The sequence below is a fragment of the Rhodopseudomonas sp. NSM genome, from assembly GCF_052445935.1.
GTDB lineage: Bacteria > Pseudomonadota > Alphaproteobacteria > Rhizobiales > Xanthobacteraceae > Rhodopseudomonas.
On record NZ_JBQTCH010000004.1, the window covers coordinates 171,816 to 198,470 of the forward strand.

The window sequence follows — 26,655 nt, forward strand, 5'->3', positions numbered from 1 at the left end:
TCCTGATACGGATCGGAGGGCGCCTTCGTGGGAGTTGACCTTCCGGCGCGGGCAGTATTGGTAAGTTTGATGAACGATGTTTCGACCAGGGCGCCGACGCGCGGAGCGAAGTCGCTGACGCTTCCGAATATCCTGACCTATGCCCGTATCGCGGCGATTCCCGTCGTGGTCGGCTGCATCTATGCGCAGTCGATCATGGGCGGCCCGCTCGCGCTGCGCTGGGTCGCTCTGGCGGTGTTCATTGCCGCGGCGATCACCGACTTCCTCGACGGCTATTACGCCCGGATCTGGGACCAGCACTCGGCATTCGGCCGGATGCTCGACCCGATCGCCGACAAGCTGCTGGTAGCATCCTGCCTGCTGATGCTCGCCGCCGACGGCATCATCCACGGCTGGACGCTGTGGGCCGCGATCGTGATCCTGTGCCGCGAGATCCTGGTGTCCGGCCTGCGGGAATATCTCGCCGCATTGCGGGTCAGCGTTCCGGTCACCAAGCTGGCGAAATGGAAGACCACGGTCCAACTGGTGGCGATCGGCTTCCTGCTCGCCGGCGACGCCGGCGACGAGGTGCTGCCCTACACCACCCAGATCGGCCTGGCCCTGCTGTGGATTTCCGCACTGGTGACGATGTACACCGGCTACGACTATTTCCGCGCCGGCATCCATCACCTGATCGAAGAGGATTCGCGATGAAGGTGAAGTATTTCGCCTGGGTCCGCGAGCGGGTCGGCCTCGACGAGGAAACCATCGAGCCGCCGGCCGAGGTCGCGACCGTGTCCGATCTGATCGGCTGGCTGTCGGCGCGTGGCGAAGGCTACGCCTTCGCGTTCGAGAAGCCCGGCGTGATCCGCACCGCGCTCGACCGCACCCATGTGCGCCCCGACACGCCGATCGCAGGCGCCCGCGAGGTCGCCTTTTTCCCGCCGATGACCGGCGGCTGAGCGCGCCGCGCACGGGATGATCCGATGACCGTTCCGGTGACGATCCGCATTCAGGACGCCGATTTCGACATCGCCGCCGAGATCGCGGCGATCACCGCCGGCCGCACCGATATCGGCGCGGTGGTGAGTTTCAGCGGCATCTGCCGCGGCGCCGACGGCGATGATGCGGTCGCGGCATTGACGCTCGAACACTATCCCGGCATGGCCGAAGACGAGATCGGCCGCCACGCCGCCGAAGCCGTGAAGCGCTGGCCGGTGACGGCGCTGACCATCGTCCACCGCGTCGGCCGGATGCTGCCGGGCGACAACATCGTGCTGGTGCTGGCCGCGTCGTCGCACCGCCAGGCCGCATTCGCGGCGGCCGAATTCCTGATGGACTATCTGAAGGCCAACGCGCCGTTCTGGAAGCGCGAGGAGCGCGCCGACGGCACGCGCTGGGTCGAGGCGCACGACCGCGACGACGCGGCCGCCGCGCGATGGAGCAAGGACTGATGGCCAAGAAGGCGAAGGCGAAAGCCGCGAAGAAGAAGACGCCGGCAAAGCGGCCTGCCAGGCCGCGCTCCGCGGCCAAAGCCACTCCGGCCTCCGCTGACGACGAGCGACCGGCGAAGCGCCGCGTCGCCGTGGCAATGCCGCTGGATCTCGAAACAGACCCCTACGCGATGTTTCCGGGCGAACTCGCCAGCCTGCTCGACTTCGTCCGCTTCGCCGTGAGCCGCTTCGCCGAGGCCGGCGTGGTGTTCGCGCACGGCACCACCGATCCGATCGCCGAAGCCGTGTTCCTGATCGGCGAAGCGCTGCATCTGCATCCCGACCAGTTCGAGATGTTCGCCACCGCACGCGTCACCGATCACGAGGCTGTCGGGATTCTCCATCTGATCGAGCAACGCATCACGACGCGACTGCCGGCAGCCTATCTGGTCAACAAGATCTACATGCGCGGCGTGCCGTTCTACGTCGACGAACGCGTGATCGTGCCGCGCTCCTACATCGGCGAACTGCTGGACTCGCATTTCGACGGCGGCGAGACGTCGCTGATCGGCGACCCGGAAGCAGTCGAGCGCGTGCTCGATCTATGCACCGGCTCGGGCTGTCTCGCGATTCTCGCGGCGCGCAGCTTTCCCAATGCGGTCGTCGACGCCGTCGATCTGTCGGAGGATGCGCTCGCGGTTGCAACCCGCAACGTCGCCGATCACCATCTTGGGGATCGCCTCTCGCTGCATCACGGCGACCTGTTCGCGCCGCTCGGCGAACAACGCTACGACCTGATCATCAGCAACCCGCCTTACGTCGACGCCGACGGCATGGCGAAACTGCCGGCCGAATGCCGCGCCGAACCGGCGATGGCATTCGATGGCGGCGACGACGGCCTCGACATCATTCGGCGGATTCTCGCCGAGGCGAAACAGCATCTGACGCCGGACGGCGGATTGCTATGCGAAGTCGGCCGCTGCCGTCCGGCGATCGAACAGGACTTCCCGCACCTGCCGCTGCTGTGGCTCGACAGCGAGGATTCCGAAGGCGAAGTCTTCTGGATCGCCGCGGCGGATCTGTAGACGATTAGAGCAGCTCTGGTTTTGATGGAATCACCGCCGTCATCCTGAGGTGCCCGCTGGGCCGCGCATGCGCGGCGCTGCGGGCCTCGAAGGATGAGCAGCGAGCGGCTTGGCCGCATCCTTCGAGGCTCGCTGCGCTCGCACCTCAGGATGACGACTCAGCACGCGCGAATGCCGCGTTGCTTCAATCATTCGATGAAGTGCTCTAGTTCGAGCGACCATCTCTCGCCGTCATTCCGGGGCACGAGCGCAGCTCGCGAACCCGGAATGACGTTGATAGTAGGTGCCCAACACGATCGGGCTGCTACTCGCTCGTTCCGAAACGCAGGATCGTAAATTCCGTATCGTCATAAGCGCGCCGCTCCAGCTCCGTGAAGCCCTCCGGCGCGACGAAGTTTGCGTCTTTGGCTTCCTCGACGATCACCAGCGCGTCGGGCGTGAGCCAGCCGCCGTCGCGCAGCGAGGCCAGTGCTTTCTCGGCGAATCCCATGCGATAGGGCGGATCGAGGAACGCCAGCGAGAACGGCTCGACCGGATGCGCCGGGCCGAGATTGGTGGCGTCGCGGCGATACACTTTGCTGACGCCGCCGAGGCCGAGCGCTTCGACATTGGCGCGCAGCAGCGCGCGCGCCTCGGCGCCGTTATCGACGAACAGCGTGAACTTGGCGCCGCGCGAGGCGGCTTCGATGCCGAGCGCGCCGGTGCCGGCGAACAGATCGAGCACGCGCGCGTCGCTGATCGGATCGGCGTAAGCGTGCATCAGAATGTTGAACAGCGACTCGCGCAGCCGGTCCGCGGTCGGGCGGATGCCCTGCGACGACGGCGCCACCAGATTGCGGCCCCGCAGCCGCCCGCCGATCACGCGCATTGCTCAGTCCTCGCGGGGCGACGGTTCGCGCTTGCCGTGGTAGCGGCGGGCGGGGCCACGGGAGGGGTCGCGGTCGCCGCTGCCGGTGCGCTCGACCTTGACCTTGCGGCCCTTGCGATCCTCGACCGCGCCGCGCTTGGTCGGGGCTTTCTTCTTCGGCGCCGGCGCCGCCTCGGCGGCGGTGACGGGCTTGCCGGGGCGCGGCTTCGGCCGCGTCTCGCTCGGCGACGGCCCGCCGAAATCGGCCTCGGCGAGCTTGATGATCTTGTCGCCGAGCTGCTCGCGCAGCACCCGCGTCTTGACCTCCTCGACCTGGCCCTCCTCGATCTCCTGCAACTGGAACGGGCCGTAGGAGACCCGGATCAGCCGGTTCACCTCGAGCCCGAGATGGGCCAGCACGTTGCGGACTTCGCGGTTCTTGCCTTCGCGGATCGCGAACACCAGCCAGACATTGGCGCCCTGGTCGCGTTCGAGCCTGGCTTCGATCTCGCCGTATTTAACGCCGTCGACCTCGATGCCGTCGCGGAGCTGATCGAGCTGCGCCTGGGTGACTTCGCCATGGGCGCGGACGCGGTAGCGCCGCAGCCAGCCGGTCTCCGGCAGTTCGAGCGCCCGCGCGAGCCCGCCGTCATTGGTCAGCAGCAGCAGGCCCTCGGTGTTGAAGTCGAGCCGGCCGATCGAGATCAGGCGCGGCAGGTCTTCGGGCAGATTGTCGAACACCGTCGGCCGCCCCTCGGGATCGGCGTGGGTGGTCATCAGCCCGCGCGGCTTGTGATACAGGAACAGCCGCGTCCGCTCGCGCTCCGGCAACGGCTTGCCGTCGACGGTGATGACGTCGGACGGCATCACGTCGAGCGCCGGACTGTCGATCACCACGCCGTTGACCGCGACGCGGCCCTCGGCGACCCAGGCCTCGGCGTCGCGGCGCGAGCACAGGCCGGCGCGGGCGACGACCTTGGCGATGCGATCGCCGGTCTTGTCGGACGCCTTCGCCGCAGCCGGCGCGCGCGGTTTCGCACGCTCGGTTTTCGGCCGCTCGCGATAGGCGCCGCGGCCGCCGAAGGCCGGGCGCTTGGCGAAGATCTTGCTCTCGTCCTCGTTGGCACGGCGCGGCCGCTCGAAGCCGCGCTCGCTTGTCGCGCGGCTGCGCGGACGATCCGACCCGCCGGCTTCGCTGCGCGGATGTTCGTGCCAGTCTCCCGAACGCTCGCGGCGCTCGAATTTGGGGCGCTCGCCGCCGCGATCCTCGCGCGGCTTGTCGAACCGCGGCTTGTCGAAGCTACGCGCCCCGCGCTCGCCCCGCTCGGCGGAAGCGCCCTCGCGCTTCTGCCAGGGCTTGGACTCGCCGCGATCCGAGCCGCGCTCCGGCCGGCTGCCGAACTCCTTGCGCGGGCCACGATCCGGCGCGCCGCGGCCGAATTTCCGGTCGCCGCCCTCGCGCGGCTTGAACGGACGCTTGTCGCCGCCTTCGCGGGGCGTGTAGGGACGCTTCTCGCCATCGGCACGCGGCGCATAGGAACGCTTCTCGCCGCCGCCGTCGCGGGCCGCGTAAGGCCGCTTGTCGCCACCGGCGCGCGGCGTATAGGGACGCTTCTCGCCATCGCCACGCGGGGTGAAAGAGCGCTTCTCGCCACCGGCGCGGGCGGCGTAGGGACGCTTCTCGCCGCCGCCTTCGCGCGGCGTGTAGGGACGCTTTTCGCCGCCCCCCTCGCGCGGCGTGTAGGGGCGCTTTTCGCCGCCTTCACGCGATGCATAAGGCTTGCGGTCGCCGAATTTCTTGTCGCCGAACCGGCCCGCCGGACGGGCGCCGTCGCCGCGATCGGCGCGCGGCGTATACGGCCGCTTGTCGCCGCCCTCGCGGGGCGCGAACGAACGCTTGTCGCCGAACTCCTTGCGCGGACCGCGCTCGGGACGGTCACCGCCGCTGCGCGCGGGGCGCTCGTCACGATTGAAACGCGGGCGCGGCGCATCGCCGTCGTCGCGGCGCGGCCGATCGGCGAAATCGCGGCGCGGCGCGGCGCCATCGCGCTTCACATAAGGCCGCTTGCCCTCGCCGCCGAACGCGCGCTTGGCGTCGCCGCCGGGCGCTTTTTTGGCGAAAGGCTTGTCGCCGCGGGGCTCATAAGCCTCGCCGCGCTTGGCGAATTTCTTCTCCGGACCGCGCGCCGCGCCGGAACGGCCCTTCCCGCCGGAGGCACCCTTGCCGCCGCCCGCGCTTCTGCCGCCGGAAGCGCCCTTGCCGGCGCCGGGCCGATCGCGGCGGCCCCGCGCGGAAGCGTTGTTTTTGTCGGTGTCGCGGGGCATGACTGGTCTTTCTGCAGGATCCGGTCGGGATCGGAAATGGGACTCAGGCTTTCGGGAACGGGCTGGCACGACGGTGACGGGCGCTCTCGTTGAAGGCGCATGGTCCACGCAAAACCGGTATCCACTTTTGCTGAATGGGTTCTCCTAGCAGAGTTTTTCGAACGATACGAGCCATATGACGACGCCCTCTTTCATGGATCTGGCGCTGGCCGCCGCCGAAACCGCCGGGCAAGCCGGCGAAGTGCCGATCGGCTGCGTCATCGTCCGCGCCAATGAGGTGATCGCGAGTGCCGGCAACCGCACTTTGACCGACCGCGACCCCACCGCCCACGCCGAACTGCTGGCGATCCGCGAGGCCGCGCGAAAACTCGGCAGCGAGCGGCTGCCGGATTGCGACCTCTACGTCACGCTGGAGCCCTGCACGATGTGCGCCGGCGCGATCTCGTTCGCCCGCATCCGCCGGCTGTATTTCGCCGCGTTCGACCCGAAGGGCGGCGCGGTGGAAAGCGGCGTGCGCTTCTTCGGCCAGCCGACCTGCCACCACGCGCCTGAAGTGTATTCCGGCGTCGGAGAGCGCGAGGCGGCTTTGATGCTGCGGGAATTTTTCCGGGCGCGGCGGTGAGGCGCGCGAGCGACGATGGACATATCAAACAGCCACGGCGCTTCACTCTCGCGGCTCCGCTGAGCCCGAGTTGTGCACCCGTCGCTTTCACAGCGAGGGGCGGGGGCGCGCCGGTCGGCGCGAGTTGTGGTGAGTAACGCGATGGCTTTGCGGACCATCGCGCAACGCCTGATCGGCGCGCCCACCGCGGCGGTTTTGGGCATCGGGACCGTTCTTCCGGGAACACAGCGGTGCGGGATCTCCCCGGCCTTGCTGCGCCCGTCCAGCCACGAAAGCGGCAGCCGCTCGTAGTAGCGGCGGACGGTGACCTCTGCCTCCCGGACGCGTGCTTGCGAGGCACGACGCGCAGGACGCCGCGTCCGCCCGACTTCGCTGACAACGGTCAGCTCCGCCGGACCATCGTTCCGGACCGGTTGCCCGGCCCGTCGATCTGTCCCGCTTGTACGACGCCTCGCGAAGCGCCCCTCACGGACAGGACGATGCGGACTATAATCATAATAGGATTATTGTCAAGGGGCGTAGCAAGGGATTTTGCAGCGCTCGCCCACCCCATGCCTTCTCGTTCGTCATTCCGGGGCGCGCCGATGCGCGGTCACGCGCGTCGGCGCGAACCCGGAATCCATAACCACCGCGCTCGGCGGTGAGGCATGAGGGTCGCGACGCTGCGCCTTACCGCGAGTTCAGGGGATATGGATTCCGGGTTCGCGAGCGACGCTCGCGCCCCGGAATGACAATTGAGAGGCATTGCCCGGACGATCGTCTCGAAGCATCCTTGCGCTAGTGCGAGAGCGGACTACGCTGCGCGATCTGCTCCGTGCGACTCGGTGAGCGACGTAGGGTGGGCAAAGGCGCGCTTGCGCCGTGCCCACGCGTATTCGTCACCCCTGCTTCAGCTTCGGCAAGACGTGGGCACGCTTCGCTTTGCCCACCCTACTAATTAATCGCCTACAACCACTTCTTCCACTTGAAGAACATATACGGCAGCACCGCCGCCATCAGCATCATGCCGAGCGCCATGGTGTAGCCGTGGGCCCATTGCAGTTCGGGCATGAATTTGAAGTTCATGCCGTAGACCGAGGCGATCAGGGTCGGCGGCATCAGCACGACGGCCATCACCGAGAACAGCTTGATGATGTTGTTCTGCTCGAGATTGACGACGCCGAGCATGGCGTCGAGCACGAAGGTGATCTTGTTCGACAGGTAGCTGGCGTGGTCGGTCAGCGAGATCACGTCGCGCTGCATGGTCTTGAGCTGGGTGCGGCTGTCCTTCGGCCATTTCAGGCCCTCGCCCTCGACGGTGAGGAAGGCGACCAGGCGGCCGATCGAGACCAGGCTCTCGCGCACCTTGGAGACGAGGTCGCCCTTGCGGCCGATCGCGATCAGGATCTCGGAATAGCGCTTCTGGTGGCCGGTGCGGGCGGAGCCCTCGGGCTCGAAGATTTCGCGGCTGACGTCGTCGACGTCGGCGCCGGCGCGCTCCAGAATGTCGGCGCAGCGGTCGATCACGGCGTCGAGCAGTTCGAGCAGCACGGTCTCGCCGGTGGCGTTGTACGACGGGGTGCGGGCGAGCCGGTTTTCAATTACCGCGAACGGCCGCGGCTCGTCGTAGCGCACCGTGACCAGCCGGCGGCCGGCCAGGATGAATGTCACCGGCGACAGCCGCGGCGACGTCGTGTCGGCGCCGCACATCAGGCTGGCGGTCATGTAGCGGGCGCCGTTCTCGATATAGAGACGGCTGGAGATCTCGATCTCCTGCATGTCCTCGCGGGTCGGCACCGCGATCCCGGCCAGCTTTTCCACCGCCCGATCCTCGTCCGGCGTCGGCCGTTCGAGGTCGATCCACACCGTGTCCTCGGGCAGCGCGTCGTAATCGACCGAGGCGGCCCGCTTCAGCGCGGAATCGACGGGGGCAAAAAGTGCAAGCATGGCAACTCCGGACAGGACGGACGACGATCCGCGGGGGTGGCTTGAACCGTCACTGCGCAACGGGGCCGGATTTGGCAAGCACCAATCCGCAGAGGCGGCGAACCTTGCCGATGTCAGTGACGCGACTGTGACATGCCCGACGCGCCTTGCCGCCGGCAAATGCACAGGGATTGACCAGACACCCGGATTTCTGAGGCATAAATACCACAGCTGGACTTCCGTCGCGCGCAACAACCGTTTGCACGCTGGAAACCAACGGACATTCAGCGATAATCAAGATTGTGGAATCATGATTTCGCTGAAGTCGCGAAGTCGCTGAATTGCGCCGGCAGTCGTGGGCCGGAATCTTGCGCTAAAAGCGTTGCGCCGGAAGCCACTGTCCAGCGCAGAGGCCAGCGCAGAAGGTCGATTGGAACAAGAGAATGGCGTCGATTGCATCGAGACTGGGACTGCTGGCGGTAGGATTGCTGCTGTCGGGCTGCATGCAGACCACCTACCAGGCCGCCCCCGAAGCGACGCTGAAGCCGAACGACAAGGCCCAGCTGGCGAAAGCGCGCTACGCCAAGGTCTCGGTGCCGGAGCAGTTCCGCCGCGCCATCGTCGACTATCACCGCAAGGAAACGCCCGGCACCATCGTGGTCGATTCCGACAACCATTATCTCTATCTGGTGCAGGACGGCGGCAAGGCGATCCGCTACGGCGTGACCGTCGGCGAGGAAGCGCTGGCGTTCTCCGGCATCGCCCGGGTCGGCAACATGGCGGAATGGCCGAAGTGGACGCCCACCGCAGACATCCACAAGCGGATCGAAGGCCTGCCGGCCTCGGTGCCCGGCGGCGTCGACAACCCGCTCGGCGCTCGCGCGCTGTATCTCTATCAGGGCAACCGCGACACCCTGTTCCGGATCCACGGCACCAACCAGCCGGAATATATCGGCGCCTCGATCTCCTCGGGATGCATCCGCATGACCAACGAGGACGTCATCGACCTCTACACCCGGGTCAAGAATGGCACCATCGTGGTGGTGCTGGAGCCGAAGCACGGCGACTCGCCGTACAGCTCGAAGATGGCGCAGGGCAGCGGCACCGCGACGCAGTAACGCGACGCGAGGCGCGCGGGTCTGGTCCGCGGAATTCAAAAAGCGCCGGTTTTCCGGCGCTTTTTTTATTGCGGAACGCACCCCCCTGGCACGGCGCGCCCCCTCTCCCGCTTGCGGGAGAGGGTTGGGGTGAGGGCGACCCGGGCACTGACTCGGCAAGCTCGGAGCGGAGTGCCCTCACCCGTCCCGGCTTCGCTGCGCTACGCCGGGACGACCTCTCCCGCAAGCGGGAGAGGTTGCGCTGTGCCGGCTGCGAGTTCTGATCGAAAACGTCACTCCAGCGGACTCGGCTCGCATCGCACAGAAAGCTGACGCGACCGCAGCTCAGACTGCCGTTCACCCCGCCGGCTTCTTCGGCTTTCTCTTCGCCTTACTGCTCGCCGGCGGCGGCTCTGGCTGGGCGGCTTGCCCGCCCTGCTCCGGCTCGACCTGCTGCGGCGGCGCGTTCTCAGGCTGAGCCTGCTGCGGCGAGCGGTTGGGGTCGCGGTCCTGTGGCTCGCCGGCCGCGACTTCGCGCGGCGGCGCTTCGGCCGGGCGCTCGGCCGGCAGCAGCGGCGCGATCACGGGGAGCGCTTCCCACACCGCCCATTGGCACATCTTGTAGCCGCCGCGGCGCTCGGCCAGATCGAGGTGGATGTGTTCCTCGTGGTAGCCGTCCGACGCCGGGCCGAGCACGGTGGCGAACCGGTCGCACACCGATTGCCGCACGCGCTCGCGCACCGCGAGCGGCGCGGCGCGATCGGTCAGCGACAGCATCCGGCCGTCGGCGAGCTTGAAGCCGCGCAGGTCGATCGCATTGGCGCGGCCGTGCTCGGACAGCTTCGCCCCGCGCACCCGGTTGCGGCCGCGGCAATCGTAGGAATCGTAATTGTCGAGCGCGGCGAGACGCGTGGCCAGCGACGCCGCCAGCGGCGCGAGATCGGCGCGGACCCAGGCGGCGAGCGCGCTCGCCATCGGGCAGCGCAGCGTCGCCGCCGGCGTCAGCGGCACGCGGCTGCCATCGGGCAGCACCACCGCCTCGAGCTTCACCAGATCGGTCCCCCCACAACTGCCGGGGCCGGTGATATCGGGAAGGCTCGGCGCGATCGCGATCGCCTCGGTCAGCGCCAGCCGGCACGCCGTCGGCGGCGGTGGCTCCGGCGGCGATTCCGGCGTCGATTCCGGTTTGGCCACCTCGGCCTGCGGCGCGTCGGCCTCCGGCTTGTCGGCCGCGCGAGCAGCTTCGGGCGCAGGCGCCTCGGCGGGACGCGGCTTCGGCAGCGGGATTGCATCCCGCGCCAGCGCGGCCGGCGCGGCGAACGCAACCAGCGCGATCAGCACCACCAGCGCCGACGCTTTGCCGCGGAACAAATTGCGACAAGACCGTTTTCGCCGGGCCGTCTCCGCGCTAAAGTCGCCGCCAATCCATGAGGGATAACAAACGGGAGGAACGATTTGATGCTTGGACTGATGCAAGACTGGCCTTTGCTGTGTCACCGGATCATCGAGCATGCGGCGCAGGTCCATGGCAACCAGGAGGTGGTCACACGTTCGGTCGAGGGGCCGATCGTCCGCACCACCTATGCACAGATCCATCAACGGGCCCTGAAGGTGAGCCAGATGCTGGACCGCGCCGGCATCACGCTCGGCGACCGGGTCGCGACGATCGCCTGGAACACCGCCCGGCACCTGGAGTGCTGGTACGGCATCATGGGAATCGGCGCGATCTGCCATACGGTCAATCCACGGCTTTTTCCGGACCAGATCGTCTGGATCGTCAATCATGCCCAGGACCGGGTGATGATCACCGATCTCACCTTCGTGCCGATCCTCGAGAAGATCGCCGACAAGATGCCGAGCGTGGAGCGCTACATCGTGCTCACCGACGCGGAGCACATGCCGCAGACCACGCTGAAGAACGCGGTCGCCTATGAGGAATGGCTGAAGGAGGCCGACGGCGACTTCCAGTGGAAGACCTTCGACGAGAACACCGCGGCGGCGATGTGCTACACCTCCGGCACCACCGGCGATCCCAAGGGCGTGCTGTATTCGCACCGCTCCAACGTGCTGCACGCGCTGATGGCCAACAATCCGGACGCGCTCGGCACCCGCGCCGCCGACACCATGCTGCCGGTGGTGCCGCTGTTCCACGCCAATAGCTGGGGCATCGCGTTCTCGGCGCCGTCGATGGGCACCAAGCTGGTGATGCCCGGCGCCAAGCTCGACGGCGCCTCGGTGTATGAGTTGCTGTCGACCGAGAAGGTGACGCACACCGCCGGCGTGCCGACGGTGTGGCTGATGCTGCTGCAGCACATGGCCAAGGAAAAGCTGACGCTGCCGGACCTCAAGATGGTGATCTGCGGCGGCTCGGCGATGCCGCGTTCGATGATCAAGGCGTTCGTCGACATGGGCTGCGAGGCGCGCCACGCCTGGGGCATGACCGAGATGAGCCCGCTCGGCACGCTGGCGACGCTGAAGCCGCCGTTCGACAAGACCGAAGGCGACGAGCGGCTCGACCGGCTCTCGACCCAGGGCTATCCGCCGTTCGGCGTGCAGATGAAGATCACCGACGATGCCGGCAAGGAGGTGCCGTGGGACGGCAAGACCTTCGGCCGGCTGAAAGTGTCGGGACCGGCGGTGTCGAAGGCCTACTTCCGGGTCGATACCAACATTCTCGACGACGAAGGCTTCTTCGACACCGGCGACGTCGCCACCGTCGACAAGGACGCCTATATGCGGATCACCGACCGCTCCAAGGACGTGATCAAGTCCGGCGGCGAATGGATCTCGTCGATCGATCTGGAGAATCTGGCGGTCGGCCACCCCAAGGTCGCGGAAGCCGCGGTGATCGGCGTGTATCACCCGAAATGGGACGAGCGGCCGCTCTTGATCTGCCAGCTCAAGCCGGACGTCACCTGCACCCGCGACGAGATCCTGCAATACATGGACGGCAAGATCGCCAAATGGTGGATGCCGGACGACATCGTGTTCATCGATGCGATCCCGCACACGGCGACCGGCAAGATCCTGAAAACCGCATTGCGCGATCAGTTCAAGACCTACAGCCTGCCGAACGCGGCGGCGTGAGGACGGCTGTTTTCGCAAGGCGTCGCCACCGGCACGGTGCAACCTCTCCCGCTTGCGGGGGAGGTCGGATCGCGCAGCGATCCGGGTGGGGGCAGCGGCGTCTCGGCCTGCACGAACTTGATATCAAGGAGCCGTGAGAGTCGCCATTCGCCGGCTCCCTGCCCGTGTCGCCCTCACCCCGGCCCTCTCCCGCAAGCGGGAGAGGGAGCGGGCTGTGCTTAATCCGGCCTTGAAATTCGCCGCCCGCCATGGTCTCAACGGATCGGTTGCGGCGCGACACGACGGCGGCCGGAGCTGCCCCGAACCCTTCGAAACGGACCCGATGGCGCGCAGATTCAACGCTCCCTATCAGATGGAGCCCGTCTCGCGCCTCGCCGTCTGGGCGCGCTACGTCGCGGTGTTCGCCGCGATCACCGCGGTGGCTTCGACGCTGCTGGTGCGGTTCGACTTCCTCGAAGTGCGCCCGGCGATGGCGACGTTCTTCGGGGCGCTGGCGCTGGCCGGCCTGTCGATCCTGCTGGCGCTGGCCGGCTTCGCGGCGATCTGGCAGAACGGCTCGCGCGGCATGGCGCGGATCCTGCTGGCGCTGCTGATCGATGTGCTGATCCTCGCCTACCCGTCCTATCTCGGCTGGCAGTATCGCACTTTGCCGGCGATCCACGACATCACCACCGACCCGATCGACCCGCCGAAATTCGAGACGCTGGCCCGGCTGCGCACCAGCGACGGCGCCAATCCCGCGGTCTATGCCGGCCTCTACTCCGCCGAGCTGCAGCGCGACGCCTATCCGGGGATCGAGACCGTACAGATCGACCTGCCGGTGCAGCGCGCCTATGAGCTGACGCTCAACCTGATCAACAAGCGCAAATGGCGCGTGGTCGACGCGCGACCGCCGCAACTGCCGCGCCGCGAGGGCCATATCGAGGCGGTGGCTCGCACCGCGGTGATGGGCCTGCCCGAAGACGTCGCGATCCGCATCCTGCCCGACAGCGACGGCGCGCGGATCGATATCCGCTCCGCCTCGCGTTTTTTCGACAGCGACCTCGGCAGCAACGCCGCGCGCATCGCCAAACTCAGCGAAGCCATCACCACCGCCGCCGAAAACGCGCCGATGCCGAAGCCCGAACCGGAGCCGAAGCCGGCGAAGGGCAAGGCGGGGGTGAAGAAGTAGCCCGTCCGTCATTGCGAGCGAAGCGAAGCAATCCAGCGCAGCGCACTGGGCTGGATTGCTTCGTCGCTGCGCTCCTCGCAATGACGATCCGAAAAGCCGACGAAGGTGCGGCCGTTACTCCACCAATACGTAGGATGGGTTGAGCCTTCGGCGAAACCCATCGGTCCGCGCAAGACGCCTGATGGGTTTCGCTGCGCTCAACCCATCCTACGAGGCCGTGCCGTTACTTCGCCAGCCTATAGCGTCCGCCGATCAGAGGATCGCCGTCGGTCACAACGATGCCGCGCAGCACCAGGTCTTCGAGATGCGCCAGCACCGAATAGCCGGCGGCGCCGATCAGGCGCGGGTCGATGCCGATATAGATGGCGCGGACCATGGTGGGGATATCGGTCTCGCCCTTGGCGAGGCGATGCAGGATCGAGGCTTCGCGGGCCTGGCGGTGGCGCTTGAGGAAGCGCGAATAGCGCGGGCCTTCGAGAATCTCGGCGCCATGGCCGGACAGATACAACTGCTCGGGGCGCGCCATCAGGCGGTCGAGCGACTCCATGTAGTCGACCATCGAGCCGTCCGGCGGCGCCACGATCGAGGTCGACCAGCCCATGATGTGATCGCCGACCAGGATCGCGTCGCGATCCTTCCAGGCGAACGCCATGTGGTTGGCGGTGTGGCCGGGCGTCGCCACCGCCTCCACCGCCCAGCCGTCGCCCTCGATCACGTCGCCGTCGCGGATCGTGACGTCGGGCCTGAAGGCGCGGTCGGCGCCGGATTCCGTCGAGACCGTCTCGCTCTCGAAATACGGCCGCGAGGCGCGGTGCGGGCCTTCGGCATAGACCGTCGCGCCGGTCAGGGCCTTCAGCCGCGGCGTGCCGGGCGAATGATCTTTATGCGTGTGGGTGACGAGAATGTGGGTGACGGTCTCGCCCTTCACCGCGTCGACCAGCGCCTGCGCATGGGCCTCGCTGTCCGGGCCGGGATCGACGATCGCGACCTTGCCGGTGCCGATGATGTAGCTGACCGTCCCGGTGAAGGTGAACGGCGACGGGTTGTCGCAGAGCACGCGGCGCAGCCCGGGACGGATTTCCTCGACCACGCCCGCTTTCAGCGGGAAGTCGCGATTGAACGGGACGTCGTCGGAGGTAGCGCTGGCGTCGCTCATGGCGTTTCCCCGGGGTGTTGTCGTTAGTCGTGAGCTCTTCTTGTTCGTTGTGGGATCGAGGCGCGGACGCGCCGCGTTCCATGAGCCGTCATCCTGAGGTGCTCGCCCGCAAGGGCGAGCCTCGAAGGATGCGGACACGACTGCATGCGGCTCATCCTTCGAGGCCGCCGCTGCGCGGCGGCGCCTCAGGATGACGCTGCATCAAGCTTACGAAAACGCCTGCAGCCCGGTGATGGCGCGGCCGATGATCAGGGCGTGGACGTCGTGGGTGCCCTCGTAGGTGTTGACGGTCTCGAGGTTCTGCGAGTGGCGCATCACGTGGTACTCGATCTGGATGCCGTTGCCGCCGTGCATGTCGCGGGCGACGCGGGCGATGTCGAGCGCCTTGCCGCAATTGTTGCGCTTGACGATCGAGATCATCTCCGGCGCGACCCGGCCCTCGTCCATCAGCCGGCCGACCCGCAACGACGCCTGCAGGCCGAGCGCGATCTCGGTCTCCATGTCGGCGAGCTTCTTCTGCACCAGCTGGGTGGCGGCGAGCGGCCGGTTGAACTGCTTGCGGTCGAGCGTGTACTGCCGGGCGCGCTGGAAGCAATCCTCGGCGGCGCCGAGCACGCCCCAGGAGATGCCGTAGCGGGCGCGGTTGAGGCAGCCGAACGGACCCTTGAGGCCGGAGACGTTGGGCAGCAGCGCGTCTTCGGGCACCACGACGCCGTCCATCACGATCTCGCCGGTGATCGAGGCGCGCAACGAGAGCTTGCCGCCGATCTTCGGCGCCGACAGGCCCTTCATGCCCTTCTCGAGGATGAAGCCGCGGATCTGGTTGTCGTGCGCGGCGGACTTCGCCCAGACCACGAACACGTCGGCGATCGGCGCGTTGGAGATCCACATCTTGGTGCCGGTGAGGCGATAGCCGTCGGCGACCTTCTCGGCGCGGGTCTTCATGCCGCCGGGATCGGAGCCGGCGTCGGGCTCGGTCAGGCCGAAGCAGCCGACCCATTCGCCGGAAGCGAGCTTGGGCAGATATTTCTTGCGCTGGGTCTCGTCGCCATAGGCGTAGATCGGATACATCACCAGCGACGACTGCACCGAGTTCATCGAGCGGTAACCGCTATCGACGCGCTCGATCTCGCGCGCCACGAGGCCATAGGCGACGTAGCTGGCATTGGCGCAGCCGTAGTCCTCGGGCAGAGTGATGCCGATCAGGCCGAGCGAACCCATCTCGTTGAAGATCTCGCGATCGGTCTTCTCTTCGAGATAGGCCTGGCTGACGCGCGGCAGCAGCTTGTCCTGCGCATAGGCGCGGGCGGTGTCGCGGATCATCCGCTCGTCTTCGGTGAGCTGATCTTCCAGGAGCAGCGGGTCGTCCCACTTGAAACTCGCGGGAGCCGGCTTGTCCTTGGTTTGGGCGCGAACGCTCATCGATCATCCTTTCAGGACGCCGCCGCATGGCGCGACAGCAGGAAGGTAAAACGTTGGTCAGGTGCCTTCAAGGTGCTCGTTGCCGACGATCTCGATGCCGAAACCCGACAGACCCTTGTAGTCCATCTGCGACGAGGTGAGGTGCCGGATCGACGAGACGCCGAGGTCGCGCAGGATCTGCGCACCGACGCCGATCTCGCGCCATTGCCGGTGGCGATCGGCTTCCGCCGATTTCGGCGCGTCGATCGGCGCGACGGGAACGCCGGCGGCGCCGTCGCGCAGATAGATCAGCACGCCGGAACCGTTCTTCCTGAAGTGCTCGAGCACCGCCTCCATCCGGCGCGCGCCGGTGAAGATCTCCTTGACGATGTTCGGCTTGTGGAACCTCGTCAGCACGTTCTTGCCGTCGCCGATGCCGTTGTAGACGCAGGCGACGTGGGCGATCTCGTCGAACGGCGAGCGATAGGCGTAGCCCTGCATCGGCCCGATCGGGCTTTCCAGCGGGAACGTCGCGACGCGCTCGATCAGCTTCTCGCGCGCCTGGCGATGCGCGATCAGATCGGCGATCGTGACCAGCTTGAGGTTGTGCTTCTTCGCGAATTCGACGACCTGGGCGCCCTTGGTGACGGTGCCGTCGTCGTTCATCAGTTCGCTGATGACGCCGACCGGCGGCAGGCCCGCCAGACGACAAAGATCGACCGCGGCCTCGGTGTGGCCGGAGCGCAGCAGCACGCCGCCGTCGCGCGCGATCAGCGGGAAGATGTGCCCCGGGCGCGCGAAGTCGTTGGCGCCGGCATTGGGATTGGCCAGCGCGCGGCAGCACGAGGCGCGCTCGTCCGCGGAGATGCCGGTGCCGTTGTCGGGCTTGTAGTCGATCGAGACGGTAAAGGCGGTGGTGTGATTGCTGTCGTTGTGCGCGACCATCGGGTCGAGCCGCAACCGCCGCGCGTCGTCCATGGTGATCGGCGCGCAGACGATGCCGGAGGTGTGGCGGATGATGAACGCCATCTTCTCGGCGGTGCACAGCGAGGCGGCGACCACGAGATCGCCCTCGCCCTCGCGATCGTCGTCGTCGGTGACGACGACGATTTCGCCGGCAGCGAAGGCTTGCAGAACGTCCTGGATCGGGTGCGCCATGGTCCACTCTCTGAAGTCGAGGCAGACCATATGACGCAGCGCGCGCGGCGACGCAACCCGCGCCGCTGCGGAGCCGGGTGCCGCTACCGCACAGCGGAATTGGCGGTTTCCGCAGCCGCCTTCTTCTGCACGAACTGATCGTAGGCCTCGACGGCCTGCGCGGCGTACATCACGCTGGGGCCGGCGCCCATGTAGATCGCCATGCCCATCGTCTCCATGATCTCCTCGCGGGTAGCGCCCTGCCTCACCGCGGCCTCGGCGTGAAAGCCGATGCAGCCGTCGCAGCGGGTCGCCACCGAGATCGCCAGCGCGATCAGTTCCTTGGTCTTGGTGTCGAGCGCATTGGCCTTCAGCGCCGCCTGCGCGATCGCCGAGAAGCCTTTCATCACGTCCGGCGCGCCGCCGCGCACTTCGCGCAACGCCGTCGACAATTCGCCGGTCAAATCGATCCAGTTCTTGTGCATGGTCTCACCTGAAAAGAGAACAACTCCCGGGATCGGGCCGTAGCCGATTCCGGGAGCTTCGACAAAACGCGGTCGGTCAGGGCTGCTTGGCGGGGCAGGTGCGGATGCCGAACAGCGTGTAGGCCGGGCAGAAGCCGATCGCAGCGGTCAGGAGCGGCACCACGCCGATCCACGCCCAGATCGGGCCGGTGGTCAGCGCCCAATAGATCAGGCCGGCGCCGACGATGGCGCGCAGCAGGCGGTCGATCATTCCCATGTTGACGGTCATCTTGCATTCCCCTCGCTTGGTTGAGTGACACTGGACGTGTAAGGGGCGCGGGGCACACGGTCTGTGACGAAGTCACCGCCGGCGTACGATCGTTCAGCGGCCGGCCTGGGCGGCGGCGCGCAGCGGCGCAGCGTTGCGCAGTTCGACCCGACCGCGGCCGAGGCTGACCCAGCCGCGGCGCTCGAAGGTCTTGAGATGACGGCTGACGACTTCGCGCGCGGTGCCGATCTCGGCGGCGAGTTGCTGATGCGTGATCGACAGCGCGCGGCTATCGTCGGCGAGCGCCAACAGCCGCGCCGCAAGGCGCGAGTCGATCGACGCGAAGGCGACGTTCTGGATCACCGCCATCAGGTCGGCCATCCGCGCCGCCTGGGCATGGAACACGAAGCCGCGGAATTCCGCCGATCGCCCCATCAGATCATTGAAGGTGGCGGCCGGCAGGCCGACCGCGTCGACCGGCGTCTCGGTGACGGCGAAGGCGCTGTAGCTGTCGGAGGCGAGCAGCGCCAGCGTGGTCAGAATGCAGATGCTGCCGGGGCCGAGCCGGTACAGCACGATCTCGTTGCCCTCGGCGTCGAGTTGAAACACCCGAACGGTGCCGCCGGTGACGAGGATGAACATGTTGCAGGGCTGATCGGGCGCGAACACCGTCGCGCCGGCGGGAAGGTTCATCGCCATCGCACCGCCGGTCAGCGGCGCGCGCTCGGCGTCAGGCATTCCGGCAAGAACCGGAAAACGCTGCAACCAGCCGAGATCTGGCAAGCTCATCAGGACCGCCGTTCACCGCACCCTGTTACTGTATGCAGTATAGCATTCTGCGGGCGTTTGATCCTCGTCAACGAGCGGAGGCGGCGAACCGCCGCGGCTCAGCGGCCGGCCGCGATCCGCTCCCGTCGCCCAAAGCGCGCGCGCAGCCGCGGCGCGATCAGCCAGGCCAGCGGCGCGGCGAGGACGAAACTGGCGACGACCACCGCGGGGATCAGGTCGAACGCGTGGCGCGCGAGCGACGGGAACGTCATGACGGTCACGAGGCCGACGCCGAACACGACCGCATTGATCATCATGTAAACCAGCGCCGCGATTTGAAAACGGATCGACATTGCAAACCTCCTGTTCACAGGTCAAATCCGGACGCGGCGGCTGGTTCCGGGGGAAGTGAGCCGCGTTGCCGCAGGCGAAGGTCGGAACCTTTCGCCGCACGCGAACCGGCGCGCGCCGGCCGGCAAAGTGCTAGATCAGCGGCGGCCGCAGCATCCTCGGCCGGCTGGCCGCAGAACAAGTGAGCGATCGATGGGTTTGGGACTGGAACGGAAGCTGCAACGCTGGCTCGACGATCACACTCTGCCGGAGATCGTTGCTGCGGTGCTGGGGGTGATCATCGCGCTGGCGCTGATTCTGGTAGTCGGCGGCTACTGGCTGGTGACGCCGTGACCGCAGGGTCCGCGGCGACGGCGCTCCGCATTCACGGCGGCCGGATCGACGTCGCGGCACGGTGTTATCCCGATGCACCGCGGCCCTGGATTGATCTGTCGACCGGCATCAATCCGGTCGCTTATCCGATCCCGACGCTCGCGCCGTCGTGCTTTGCGCGGCTGCCGCTGACGAGCGAAATCGACGATCTGTGCGCGGCCGCGGCGGATTGCTATGGGCTGCCGGGCGGCGCCGCGATGCTGCCTGCGCCGGGCAGCGAGATCGCGATCCGGCTGGCGCCGCGCGTGCTGGCCGCGTCCGGCCCGATCGCCCGCGTCGGCATTATCGGCCCGACCTATGGCTCGCACGCCGCCGCCTGGCGCGCGGCGGGCGCCGAGGTGCAGGAGCTGACCGCCCTGCCCGATCCCGATGCGCCGCTCGAGGCCGTGGTGCTGGTCAACCCGAACAATCCGGACGGCCACCTGATCGCGCAGGATACGCTCGCGGCGTTTGCGGAGCGCTGGAGCGCGGCCGGCAAGCGCCTCGTGGTCGACGAGGCGTTCGGCGATCTGGTGCCCGAGGCGTCGCTGCTGCGCGGCGCAGCCTTGCCGCGCGGCGTGGTGGTGCTGCGCTCGCTGGGAAAATTCTTCGGCCTCGCCGGGCTGCGGCTGGGCTTCGTCGCGGTGAATGCCGACGAGGCGCAGCGATGGCGCGATCTGCTCGGCGACTGGGCGGCGTCCGGACCGGCCTGCACGATCGCGACGGCTGCATTGCGCGACGCCGCGTGGATCGACGCGACGCGCGGCAGGCTGGCGCAGGATCGCCGCCGGCTCGATGCGACGCTGGGCGCTGCCGAACTCGCAGCGTGCGGCGGCACCGATCTGTTCGGGCTTTATCTATGCAGGAATGATTGCGATCTGGTCGATCGCTTCGCGCGCACGGGGATCCTCATCCGTGCCTTCGCGCACAACCCGCGCGTCTATCGCTTCGGCCTGCCGGCAAACGAGCCCGCCTGGCAGCGGCTGGCGCGGATCTGCGCGGAGCCTCCGGGACGCGGCTGAGCGCGCCGGGCTTACGCCGCGCGGGCCTGCGGCGCCTTGCCTGCCATCGGCGCCTTGCCGGCCTGCGGCGCCTTGCGGACCGGCGGCGCCGGAGCCTTGGCGACGGCCTGTGAGGAGCGCAGGTCGAACGCATCGGGCGCGGTCAGCAGCACCAGCCCCGAAAGCCCGGCGGCCGAGCCGAGCAGCGCCAGCGTGATCACCAGCGGATAACCGACGAGATAGATCGCGCCGATCAGCAGCACCGCCATGTTGGCCGCGAAAAAGTACTTCGCCTCCGGCGTGCCGTGGACGGCGTCCTTGGTCAACCAGCCGATCACCGGCACGAAGTAGAACGCTCGGACCAGGGCTTTCACATCTCTCTCCCGTGCTGTCTTGTGCCGGACCGCGGGGCGCGGAAGTCGCAACCGCCTTGCAATCCGATCTGCAGCGCATCACTCCACCGCAGCGCAATATTTGTCAACGCAGAGCGGGATACCTCCGGAATCGTCCGGAGGTCAAAAGATGAATATCTGCAGGACGTTACCCTGGCGCCCGGCGCGTGATCGCCGCGCCAGCGCGTGCCTTATTACCGCCTTCGAAGATTGCCCAGGTGGCGGCCGCGATAGGTCGCGATCATCGCGCCGGCCGGGGTGGCGCATCAAGCCGTCGCCCAACACAACATCCGTCATGCCCGGGCTCGTCCCGGGCATCCACGCCTTCGAGCTCGCGACGTGGCAAGACGTGGATGGCCGGGACGAGCCCGGCCATGACGTGTCGAGAGGTGCGTGCGCGTCCCGAGACCTCGGACCGCGCGGACGCACGCAACGGGCAAAGACCGCCGATTACTTCTTCACCAGCGGACAGGCGCTTTCCGACAGCGGGCGGAACGCCTGGTCGCCGGGGATGGTTTCGAGGATGTTGTAGAAGTCCCACGGGCCCTTGGACTCCGCCGGCTTCTTCACTTCGGCGAGATACATGTCGTGCACCATGCGGCCGTCGATCCGGATCTTGCCGCCCTTGGCGAAGAAATCGTCGATCGGCATCTCGCGCATCTTGGCCATCACCGTCTGCGCGTCGAGCGTGCCGGCGGCGGCCACGGCCTTCAGATAGTGCATGGTCGAGGAGTAGTCGCCGGCCTGGGTCGAGGTCGGCATCTTGCCGAACTTCTCCTGGAACCGCTTGGCGAAGGCGCGGGTCTCGTCGTTGAGGTCCCAGTACCACGCCTCGGTCAGCAGCAGGCCCTGCGCGTTGGCGAGGCCGAGCGCGCGGGTGTCGTTGAGGTTGATGGCCAGCCCGACAACCTGCTGCTTGCCGTCGCGGCCGATGCCGAATTCGGCCGCCGACTTGATCGCATTGATGGTGTCGGCGCCGCCATTGGCGAGCGCGATCACGTCCGCGCCGGAGCTCTGCGCCTGCAGCAGGAACGACGAGAAGTCGCTGGTGTTGATCGGATGCTTGATGTCCGACACCACGCTGCCGCCGGCCGCCTCGACAAAGCGGCGGCTGTCATTGGCGAGCTGGTGGCCGTAGGCGAAATCGGCCTGCAGGATCGCCCATTTCTTCTTGCCACGCTTGACCACCGCGTTGGCGGTGCCGCGCGCCAGCGCATAGGTGTCCCAGGTGTAGTGGATGCTGTTGGGCGTACACTTCTCGTTGGTGATCACCGAGGTCGAGGCGCCGTTGACGATGGCGATGCGGTCCTTGGTCTTGGTCAGCTCCATCACGCCGAGCGCGACCGAGGAATTCATCAGATCGGCGAGCATCGCCACGTTCTTCTCGTCGATCCATTCGCGCGCCAGCGACACGCCGACGTCGGCCTTGTTCTGGTGATCGGCGGACAACACCTCGATCGGACGGCCGAGCACCTTGCCGCCGAAATCGTCGACCGCCATCTTCACCGCCGTGACCGCGCCCGGACCGGAGATATCCGCGAACAGGCCCGACATGTCGGTGAGCACGCCGATCCGGACAGGCGACGAATCCGCCTGCTGCGCGGTCGCGGCGCCGATGCCCAGACCTGCAACGCCGAAACCCGTGGCAGCGATCCCCGCGCAGAGAGCGAGCGTCGCCAGTCGCCTGGTCGCAGTCGTTCGATAGATAGCCATCATGTTCTCTCCAATTCGCCGATCATTGCCGTGGTTCAACTGTTCACCTCTCTTGCGTCTCTCTTGCGTCGTCTTTGGACTCACGCCATCGCGTCGTCGAGCGAAAGCGTGGGGGAGTATTTGATCGTCTTCATCGCGAAGCGCGCCGCCGGCCGCGAATCGCAGAACACCCGGCCGGGCGGGACTCTCATAGCCGCTGACCGCCGCTGGCTTCGATGGTCTCGCCGGTGATCCAGCCGCCGTCCTTCGAGGCGAGGAAGGCGACGATCGGCGCGATGTCCTGCGGCCCGGCGATGCGGCCGAGTGCGACGCTGTCGCGGATCGCGGCGTTGCGCTGCGGATCGGACGCGGCAGGGTTGAGGTCGGTCGCGGTGGCGCCGGGCAGCACTGCGTTCACGGTGATGCCGCGCGGGCCGAGATGCGCCGCGAGGATGCGGCTCAGCGTCGACAGCGCCGCCTTGGTCGGCGCGTAGACCGGCATGGTCGGAAACGACAGCCGCGCCGCCATCGACGAGATGTTGATGATGCGGCCGCCATCGGCCAGCACCGGCAACAGCTTCTGGATCAGGAAGAACGGAGATTTGAAATTGACCTGCAGCATCCGGTCGAACTCGGCTTCGGTGACCTGCTCGATGGTCTTGCGGTCGTCGATGCCGGCGTTGTTGACGAGGATGTCGAGCAGCGGCGGATCGCGTCGCGCGCGCAATTCGGCGATCAGCGCTTCGGCGAGCTGCGTAGCGCCCGCGGGATCTGCGAGATCGGCCGCGACGAGGAAGCCGTCGCCGCCGTCGCTGCGAATCTGCGCGAGCACCTCGGCTGCCTCGTCGCGCCCGGCGCGATAGTGGATGCCGACGACGGCGCCGTCCTGCGCCAGGCGAATAGCGATCGCCCGGCCGATGCCGCGGCTGGCGCCGGTGACGAGAGCGATCCTGTCGGAGAGTGGATTCATCGTGATGGCGGCTCCGGCGTGAATCTCATCGGTTCAGATCGCATAGGTGGCGCGCCCGATCGCGATCAGCGCGCCCTTCTCGTCGTGGACGTCGACATCGGCGACGCCGACGGTGCGGCCGAGCCGGCGCACCCGGCCGGTCGAGATCAGCGCGGTGCCGATCGCCGGCCGGAAGTAATCGACGCGGAAATTGATCGTCGGCAGGCCGCGGCCGACGAACACCACCAGCGCGTAGTCGCCGACGGTGTCGATGATCGAGGCGATCGGGCCGCCGTGCCATTGCCCGGTGCCGGGCTCGCGCTCGAATTCCGGCCGCATCGGCGACCGCATCACGATCTCCTGCTTGGCCGCATCGAGCGACGTTACCGTGAGACCGAGAAACGAAATGAACGGCGATGCCTGCAGCATCGCCTCGATCTGCGCGGACGCGAGCGGCTCGGTCATGGCGTCACCACGACCTTGCCGAACACGGTGCGGTCCTCCAGCATCGCCAGCGCGTCCGCGGCCTGTTCGAGCGGAAACGCCTTGTCGACTTTCGCGGTGAGTTTGCCCGACGACAGCAACGCGAACAGCTTGTCGATGTCGTCGCGCTGCCATCCGTTGGAGCCGCGGACCTGCAATTCGAACGTCCAGATCACGCGCAGATCCTCGGCCGGATCATAGCCCGCGGTGGCGCCGCAGGTCAGGATGCGGCCGCCGAGCTTGAGCGTGCGCAGCGACTTCACCCAGGTGTCGCCGCCGGTGAAATTCACCACGACGTCGACGCCGCCGTTTTCCGACGAGCCGCCGACCCGCGCCGGGCGTCCGTGACGCTGGCGCACCACCTGCATGAAGTCCTCCTTGGTGTAGAGGATGACTTCGTCGGCGCCGAGCTGTTTCAGGCGCTCGCCTTTTTCTTCCGAACCGGCGCAGGCGATCACGTAAGCGCCGGCGATCTTGGCGAGCTGCACGCAGCACACGCCGACGCCGCCGGAGGCGCCGAGAATCAGCACCTTCTCGCCGGCCTTGACCTGGCCGTTGGTGGTCATCATCCGGTGCGCGGTGCCGTAGGCGACCGGCAATGCAGCCGCCTGTTCGAAGCCGACATTATCGGGGATGCGCACGAGCTGGTGCGCGCGCGCCTTGCACAGTTCCGCAAGGCCGCCGTTCATAGTCTCGCCCATCAGCCCGCCTTCGACGCGGTTGAGCGGATCGACCAGCACGCGGTCGCCGGGCTGCCAGGCCTCGATGCCCGCGCCGACTTCGACGATCTCGCCTGCGACATCGAGCCCCATGATCACCGGCAGCGGGATCTTGATGCCCGGCATGCCGCGGCGGGTGAAAATGTCGTGATAGTTGAGCGAGGTGGCGCGCACGCGCAGCAGGACGTCGCCGGGTCCGACGTCGGGATCGGGAAAATTCGGATCGTATGAGAGCTTGTCGAGCCCCCCGTGTTCCCGCAGGACCATTGCGCGCATAGTTGCATCTTCTCCTTCGGGCTCAGGCCGATCGTCTTCATCATCGATCGTCGCCGTCGCTCGTGATACCGCCTGACGGAATGTCGGCGTTGTGGCGCCGCAGACCCGGTCATCGAATCTGCGCCAGATCCAGCATCGGCGAACGATCAGCGGATTTCGTTCCCGCAGGCCGGTGACGCCGAACCGGAATCGGATTCCGTCAAGGCGCTTCGGAAGGTATCAGATATCAATTCGATCCATCATTCACATCGCCGCGCGTTCGTGTCTATAAAGGATCGCAACCATCCACTCAGGATGGGGAAACGCGATGATCACATCGGGAGGAATAACGATGGAATTGGCCTATGTGCCCCGCCAGACCCCCTACACGCTCGCACCCGAAGACGAACTGAACGACCTGCGGATGTCGGAGAAGGTCCGGCCGCTGTACGACCACGTCAAGAAGTTCATTGCCGAAACCGTCGAGCCGATGTCGCACGAATTCGAGGCGGCCGGCGAAGGCAACCCGAACCGCTGGTCGTTCACCGACAAGCAGCTCGAAATTCTCGGCAAGGCCAAGACCAAGGCGAAGGAAGTCGGCCTCTGGAACTTCTTCCTGCCCGACGCCGACACCGGTGAAGGCCTGAAGAATCTCGACTACGCCTATATCGCCGCCGAACTCGGCAAGGCGCCGCTCGCCTCCGAGGTGATGAACTGCTCGGCGCCCGACACCGGCAACATGGAAGTGCTGGAACGCGTCGGCACGCCGGCCCAGAAGGAGAAGTGGCTGAAGCCGCTGCTCAATGGCGAGATCCGCTCGGCCTATGTGATGACCGAGCCGAACGTCGCCTCCTCCGACGCCAAGAACGTCTCGACCTCCGCCAAGCTCGACGGCGACGAGTGGGTGATCAACGGCGAGAAGTACTACATCTCCGGCCTCGGCGACCCGCGCTGCAAGATCATGATCGTGATGGTCAAGACCGACCCGACCGCGGCGCCCAGCAAGCAGCAGTCGCAGATCCTGGTGCCGGTCGACACCCCCGGCGTCGAGGTGATCGGCCCGATGCACGTGTTCGGCCACGACCACGCGCCGCGCGGCCACATGCATATGCGCTTCAACAATGTGCGGGTGCCGAAGGAGAACATCCTGCTTGGCGAGGGCCGCGGCTTCGAGATTTCGCAGCTCCGGCTCGGCCCCGGCCGCATCCATCATTGCATGCGCACCATCGGCAAGGCCGAGAAGGCGCTCGACATGATGGTCGCGCGCGGTCTCACCCGCGAAGCCTTCGGCAAGAAGATCGCGCATCTCGGCGGCAACATGCAGATCATCGCGCAGGCCCGTTGCGAGATCGAGGCGATGCGGCTGATGGTGCTGAAGGCCGCCAAGGCGATGGACGTGCTCGGCAACAAGGAAGCCCGCGTCTGGGTCAGCATGGTCAAGGCCATGGTGCCGGAGCGCGCCTGCAAGATCATCGACCAGGCGATCCAGATGCACGGCGCCACCGGCATCTCGCAATGGACGCCGCTGGCCGAGATGTACACCGACGTCCGCCACCTCCGCTTCGCCGACGGTCCGGACGAAGTGCACTGGATGGTGGTCGGGCGGCACGAGCTGACGCTGTAAGGCGAACGCTCTCGCTGATCGGCGCGGGCTCTCAACGCGTACACCGTCATCCTGAGGCGCCCGTCGGGCCGCGCATCGCGCGGTTCGACGGGC

General features: G+C 67.1%; 27 protein-coding genes. 11 read left to right on the forward strand and 16 right to left on the reverse strand.

Features of this window, described 5'->3' with window-relative positions:
- Positions 1–69: 69 nt before the first annotated feature.
- Genes pgsA through prmB form a run of 4 tightly spaced genes read left to right on the forward strand, consistent with a single transcriptional unit; the run spans position 70 to position 2,497 of the window.
- Complete coding sequence (pgsA, locus tag ACTZWT_RS12730; RefSeq protein ID WP_444770048.1) at positions 70–693, forward strand: CDP-diacylglycerol--glycerol-3-phosphate 3-phosphatidyltransferase; 624 nt, start codon at positions 70–72, stop codon at positions 691–693.
- Positions 690–941 carry a molybdopterin converting factor subunit 1 gene (gene moaD / locus ACTZWT_RS12735; RefSeq protein ID WP_444770049.1) on the forward strand — a complete coding sequence of 84 codons (252 nt, stop codon included), beginning with the start codon at positions 690–692 and terminating at the stop codon, positions 939–941. Before pgsA ends, moaD begins: the two co-directional genes overlap by 4 nt.
- A gap of 24 nt (positions 942–965) precedes the next feature.
- Entirely contained in the window at positions 966–1,433 is a 468-nt protein-coding gene (locus ACTZWT_RS12740) for a molybdenum cofactor biosynthesis protein MoaE (RefSeq protein WP_444770050.1), read from the forward strand.
- Positions 1,433–2,497 carry a 50S ribosomal protein L3 N(5)-glutamine methyltransferase gene (gene prmB / locus ACTZWT_RS12745; RefSeq protein WP_444770051.1) on the forward strand — a complete coding sequence of 355 codons (1,065 nt, stop codon included), beginning with the start codon at positions 1,433–1,435 and terminating at the stop codon, positions 2,495–2,497. Before ACTZWT_RS12740 ends, prmB begins: the two co-directional genes overlap by 1 nt.
- Before the next feature lie 304 nt (positions 2,498–2,801).
- On the opposite strand, the gene rsmD is transcribed toward prmB, so the two are convergent.
- Both rsmD and ACTZWT_RS12755 read right to left on the reverse strand, forming a co-directional pair.
- The gene (gene rsmD / locus ACTZWT_RS12750; protein WP_444770052.1) at positions 2,802–3,365 is read right to left on the reverse strand and encodes a 16S rRNA (guanine(966)-N(2))-methyltransferase RsmD; all 564 of its coding nucleotides are present in this window, start codon (positions 3,363–3,365) and stop codon (positions 2,802–2,804) included.
- A gap of 3 nt (positions 3,366–3,368) precedes the next feature.
- Positions 3,369–5,669 carry a pseudouridine synthase gene (locus tag ACTZWT_RS12755; protein ID WP_444770053.1) on the reverse strand — a complete coding sequence of 767 codons (2,301 nt, stop codon included), beginning with the start codon at positions 5,667–5,669 and terminating at the stop codon, positions 3,369–3,371.
- A 175-nt stretch (positions 5,670–5,844) separates the two neighbouring features.
- On the opposite strand from ACTZWT_RS12755, the gene ACTZWT_RS12760 reads away from it, so the two are divergent.
- Entirely contained in the window at positions 5,845–6,291 is a 447-nt protein-coding gene (locus tag ACTZWT_RS12760; RefSeq protein WP_444770054.1) for a nucleoside deaminase, read from the forward strand.
- A 945-nt stretch (positions 6,292–7,236) separates the two neighbouring features.
- Here the strand turns inward: ACTZWT_RS12760 and ACTZWT_RS12765 are convergent.
- Complete coding sequence (locus ACTZWT_RS12765) at positions 7,237–8,217, reverse strand: magnesium transporter CorA family protein (protein WP_444770055.1); 981 nt, start codon at positions 8,215–8,217, stop codon at positions 7,237–7,239.
- Between the two features lie 422 nt (positions 8,218–8,639).
- Here ACTZWT_RS12765 and ACTZWT_RS12770 point away from each other — a divergent pair, with 422 nt between their 5' ends.
- On the forward strand, positions 8,640–9,314 hold the full coding sequence (locus ACTZWT_RS12770) for a L,D-transpeptidase (RefSeq protein ID WP_444770056.1): 675 nt from the start codon (positions 8,640–8,642) through the stop codon (positions 9,312–9,314).
- Positions 9,315–9,650: 336 nt separating this feature from the next.
- On the opposite strand, the gene ACTZWT_RS12775 is transcribed toward ACTZWT_RS12770, so the two are convergent.
- Positions 9,651–10,664: an extensin family protein gene (locus ACTZWT_RS12775; RefSeq protein WP_444770057.1), complete on the reverse strand. Its 1,014-nt coding sequence runs from the start codon at positions 10,662–10,664 to the stop codon at positions 9,651–9,653.
- Between the two features lie 87 nt (positions 10,665–10,751).
- Here ACTZWT_RS12775 and ACTZWT_RS12780 point away from each other — a divergent pair, with 87 nt between their 5' ends.
- Positions 10,752–12,380, forward strand: a complete 1,629-nt coding sequence (locus ACTZWT_RS12780; protein ID WP_444770058.1) for a fatty-acid--CoA ligase — start codon at positions 10,752–10,754, stop codon at positions 12,378–12,380.
- A gap of 322 nt (positions 12,381–12,702) precedes the next feature.
- Positions 12,703–13,551: a DUF1499 domain-containing protein gene (locus ACTZWT_RS12785; RefSeq protein ID WP_444770059.1), complete on the forward strand. Its 849-nt coding sequence runs from the start codon at positions 12,703–12,705 to the stop codon at positions 13,549–13,551.
- A 223-nt stretch (positions 13,552–13,774) separates the two neighbouring features.
- On the opposite strand, the gene ACTZWT_RS12790 is transcribed toward ACTZWT_RS12785, so the two are convergent.
- The 7 genes from ACTZWT_RS12790 to ACTZWT_RS12820 all read right to left on the reverse strand — a co-directional run bounded on the left by ACTZWT_RS12790 (position 13,775) and on the right by ACTZWT_RS12820 (position 19,098).
- Positions 13,775–14,707 carry an MBL fold metallo-hydrolase gene (locus tag ACTZWT_RS12790; protein WP_444770060.1) on the reverse strand — a complete coding sequence of 311 codons (933 nt, stop codon included), beginning with the start codon at positions 14,705–14,707 and terminating at the stop codon, positions 13,775–13,777.
- 207 nt (positions 14,708–14,914) lie between these two features.
- On the reverse strand, positions 14,915–16,129 hold the full coding sequence (locus tag ACTZWT_RS12795) for an acyl-CoA dehydrogenase (protein WP_444770061.1): 1,215 nt from the start codon (positions 16,127–16,129) through the stop codon (positions 14,915–14,917).
- Positions 16,130–16,186: 57 nt separating this feature from the next.
- Positions 16,187–17,266, reverse strand: a complete 1,080-nt coding sequence (ribB, locus tag ACTZWT_RS12800; protein WP_444770062.1) for a 3,4-dihydroxy-2-butanone-4-phosphate synthase — start codon at positions 17,264–17,266, stop codon at positions 16,187–16,189.
- Between the two features lie 83 nt (positions 17,267–17,349).
- On the reverse strand, positions 17,350–17,730 hold the full coding sequence (locus ACTZWT_RS12805; protein ID WP_444770063.1) for a carboxymuconolactone decarboxylase family protein: 381 nt from the start codon (positions 17,728–17,730) through the stop codon (positions 17,350–17,352).
- Positions 17,731–17,806: 76 nt separating this feature from the next.
- Positions 17,807–17,998: a YgaP family membrane protein gene (locus ACTZWT_RS12810; protein WP_444770064.1), complete on the reverse strand. Its 192-nt coding sequence runs from the start codon at positions 17,996–17,998 to the stop codon at positions 17,807–17,809.
- Between the two features lie 93 nt (positions 17,999–18,091).
- A complete protein-coding gene (locus ACTZWT_RS12815; RefSeq protein WP_444770065.1) occupies positions 18,092–18,766 on the reverse strand; it encodes a Crp/Fnr family transcriptional regulator in 675 nt (224 codons plus the stop codon).
- A gap of 98 nt (positions 18,767–18,864) precedes the next feature.
- The gene (locus tag ACTZWT_RS12820; protein WP_444770066.1) at positions 18,865–19,098 is read right to left on the reverse strand and encodes a hypothetical protein; all 234 of its coding nucleotides are present in this window, start codon (positions 19,096–19,098) and stop codon (positions 18,865–18,867) included.
- A gap of 190 nt (positions 19,099–19,288) precedes the next feature.
- On the opposite strand from ACTZWT_RS12820, the gene ACTZWT_RS12825 reads away from it, so the two are divergent.
- Both ACTZWT_RS12825 and cobD read left to right on the forward strand, forming a co-directional pair.
- Positions 19,289–19,429, forward strand: a complete 141-nt coding sequence (locus tag ACTZWT_RS12825) for a hypothetical protein (protein WP_444770067.1) — start codon at positions 19,289–19,291, stop codon at positions 19,427–19,429.
- Positions 19,426–20,469 carry a threonine-phosphate decarboxylase CobD gene (gene cobD / locus ACTZWT_RS12830; RefSeq protein ID WP_444770068.1) on the forward strand — a complete coding sequence of 348 codons (1,044 nt, stop codon included), beginning with the start codon at positions 19,426–19,428 and terminating at the stop codon, positions 20,467–20,469. The genes ACTZWT_RS12825 and cobD overlap by 4 nt, the downstream gene beginning before the upstream one ends.
- Positions 20,470–20,480: 11 nt before the next feature.
- On the opposite strand, the gene ACTZWT_RS12835 is transcribed toward cobD, so the two are convergent.
- The 5 genes from ACTZWT_RS12835 to ACTZWT_RS12855 form a co-directional block, all read right to left on the reverse strand.
- Positions 20,481–20,822: a hypothetical protein gene (locus ACTZWT_RS12835; RefSeq protein WP_444770069.1), complete on the reverse strand. Its 342-nt coding sequence runs from the start codon at positions 20,820–20,822 to the stop codon at positions 20,481–20,483.
- Positions 20,823–21,290: 468 nt separating this feature from the next.
- Positions 21,291–22,553: an ABC transporter substrate-binding protein gene (locus ACTZWT_RS12840; protein WP_444770070.1), complete on the reverse strand. Its 1,263-nt coding sequence runs from the start codon at positions 22,551–22,553 to the stop codon at positions 21,291–21,293.
- 187 nt (positions 22,554–22,740) lie between these two features.
- Positions 22,741–23,502, reverse strand: coding sequence for an SDR family NAD(P)-dependent oxidoreductase (locus tag ACTZWT_RS12845; RefSeq protein WP_444770071.1), 762 nt, complete (start codon positions 23,500–23,502; stop codon positions 22,741–22,743).
- A gap of 33 nt (positions 23,503–23,535) precedes the next feature.
- Complete coding sequence (locus ACTZWT_RS12850) at positions 23,536–23,946, reverse strand: PaaI family thioesterase (protein ID WP_444770072.1); 411 nt, start codon at positions 23,944–23,946, stop codon at positions 23,536–23,538.
- The gene (locus tag ACTZWT_RS12855; protein ID WP_444770073.1) at positions 23,943–24,959 is read right to left on the reverse strand and encodes a zinc-binding dehydrogenase; all 1,017 of its coding nucleotides are present in this window, start codon (positions 24,957–24,959) and stop codon (positions 23,943–23,945) included. The genes ACTZWT_RS12850 and ACTZWT_RS12855 overlap by 4 nt, the downstream gene beginning before the upstream one ends.
- Before the next feature lie 331 nt (positions 24,960–25,290).
- Between ACTZWT_RS12855 and ACTZWT_RS12860 the strand changes: the two genes are divergently transcribed.
- Complete coding sequence (locus ACTZWT_RS12860) at positions 25,291–26,562, forward strand: acyl-CoA dehydrogenase family protein (protein WP_444770074.1); 1,272 nt, start codon at positions 25,291–25,293, stop codon at positions 26,560–26,562.
- Positions 26,563–26,655 lie beyond the last annotated feature (93 nt).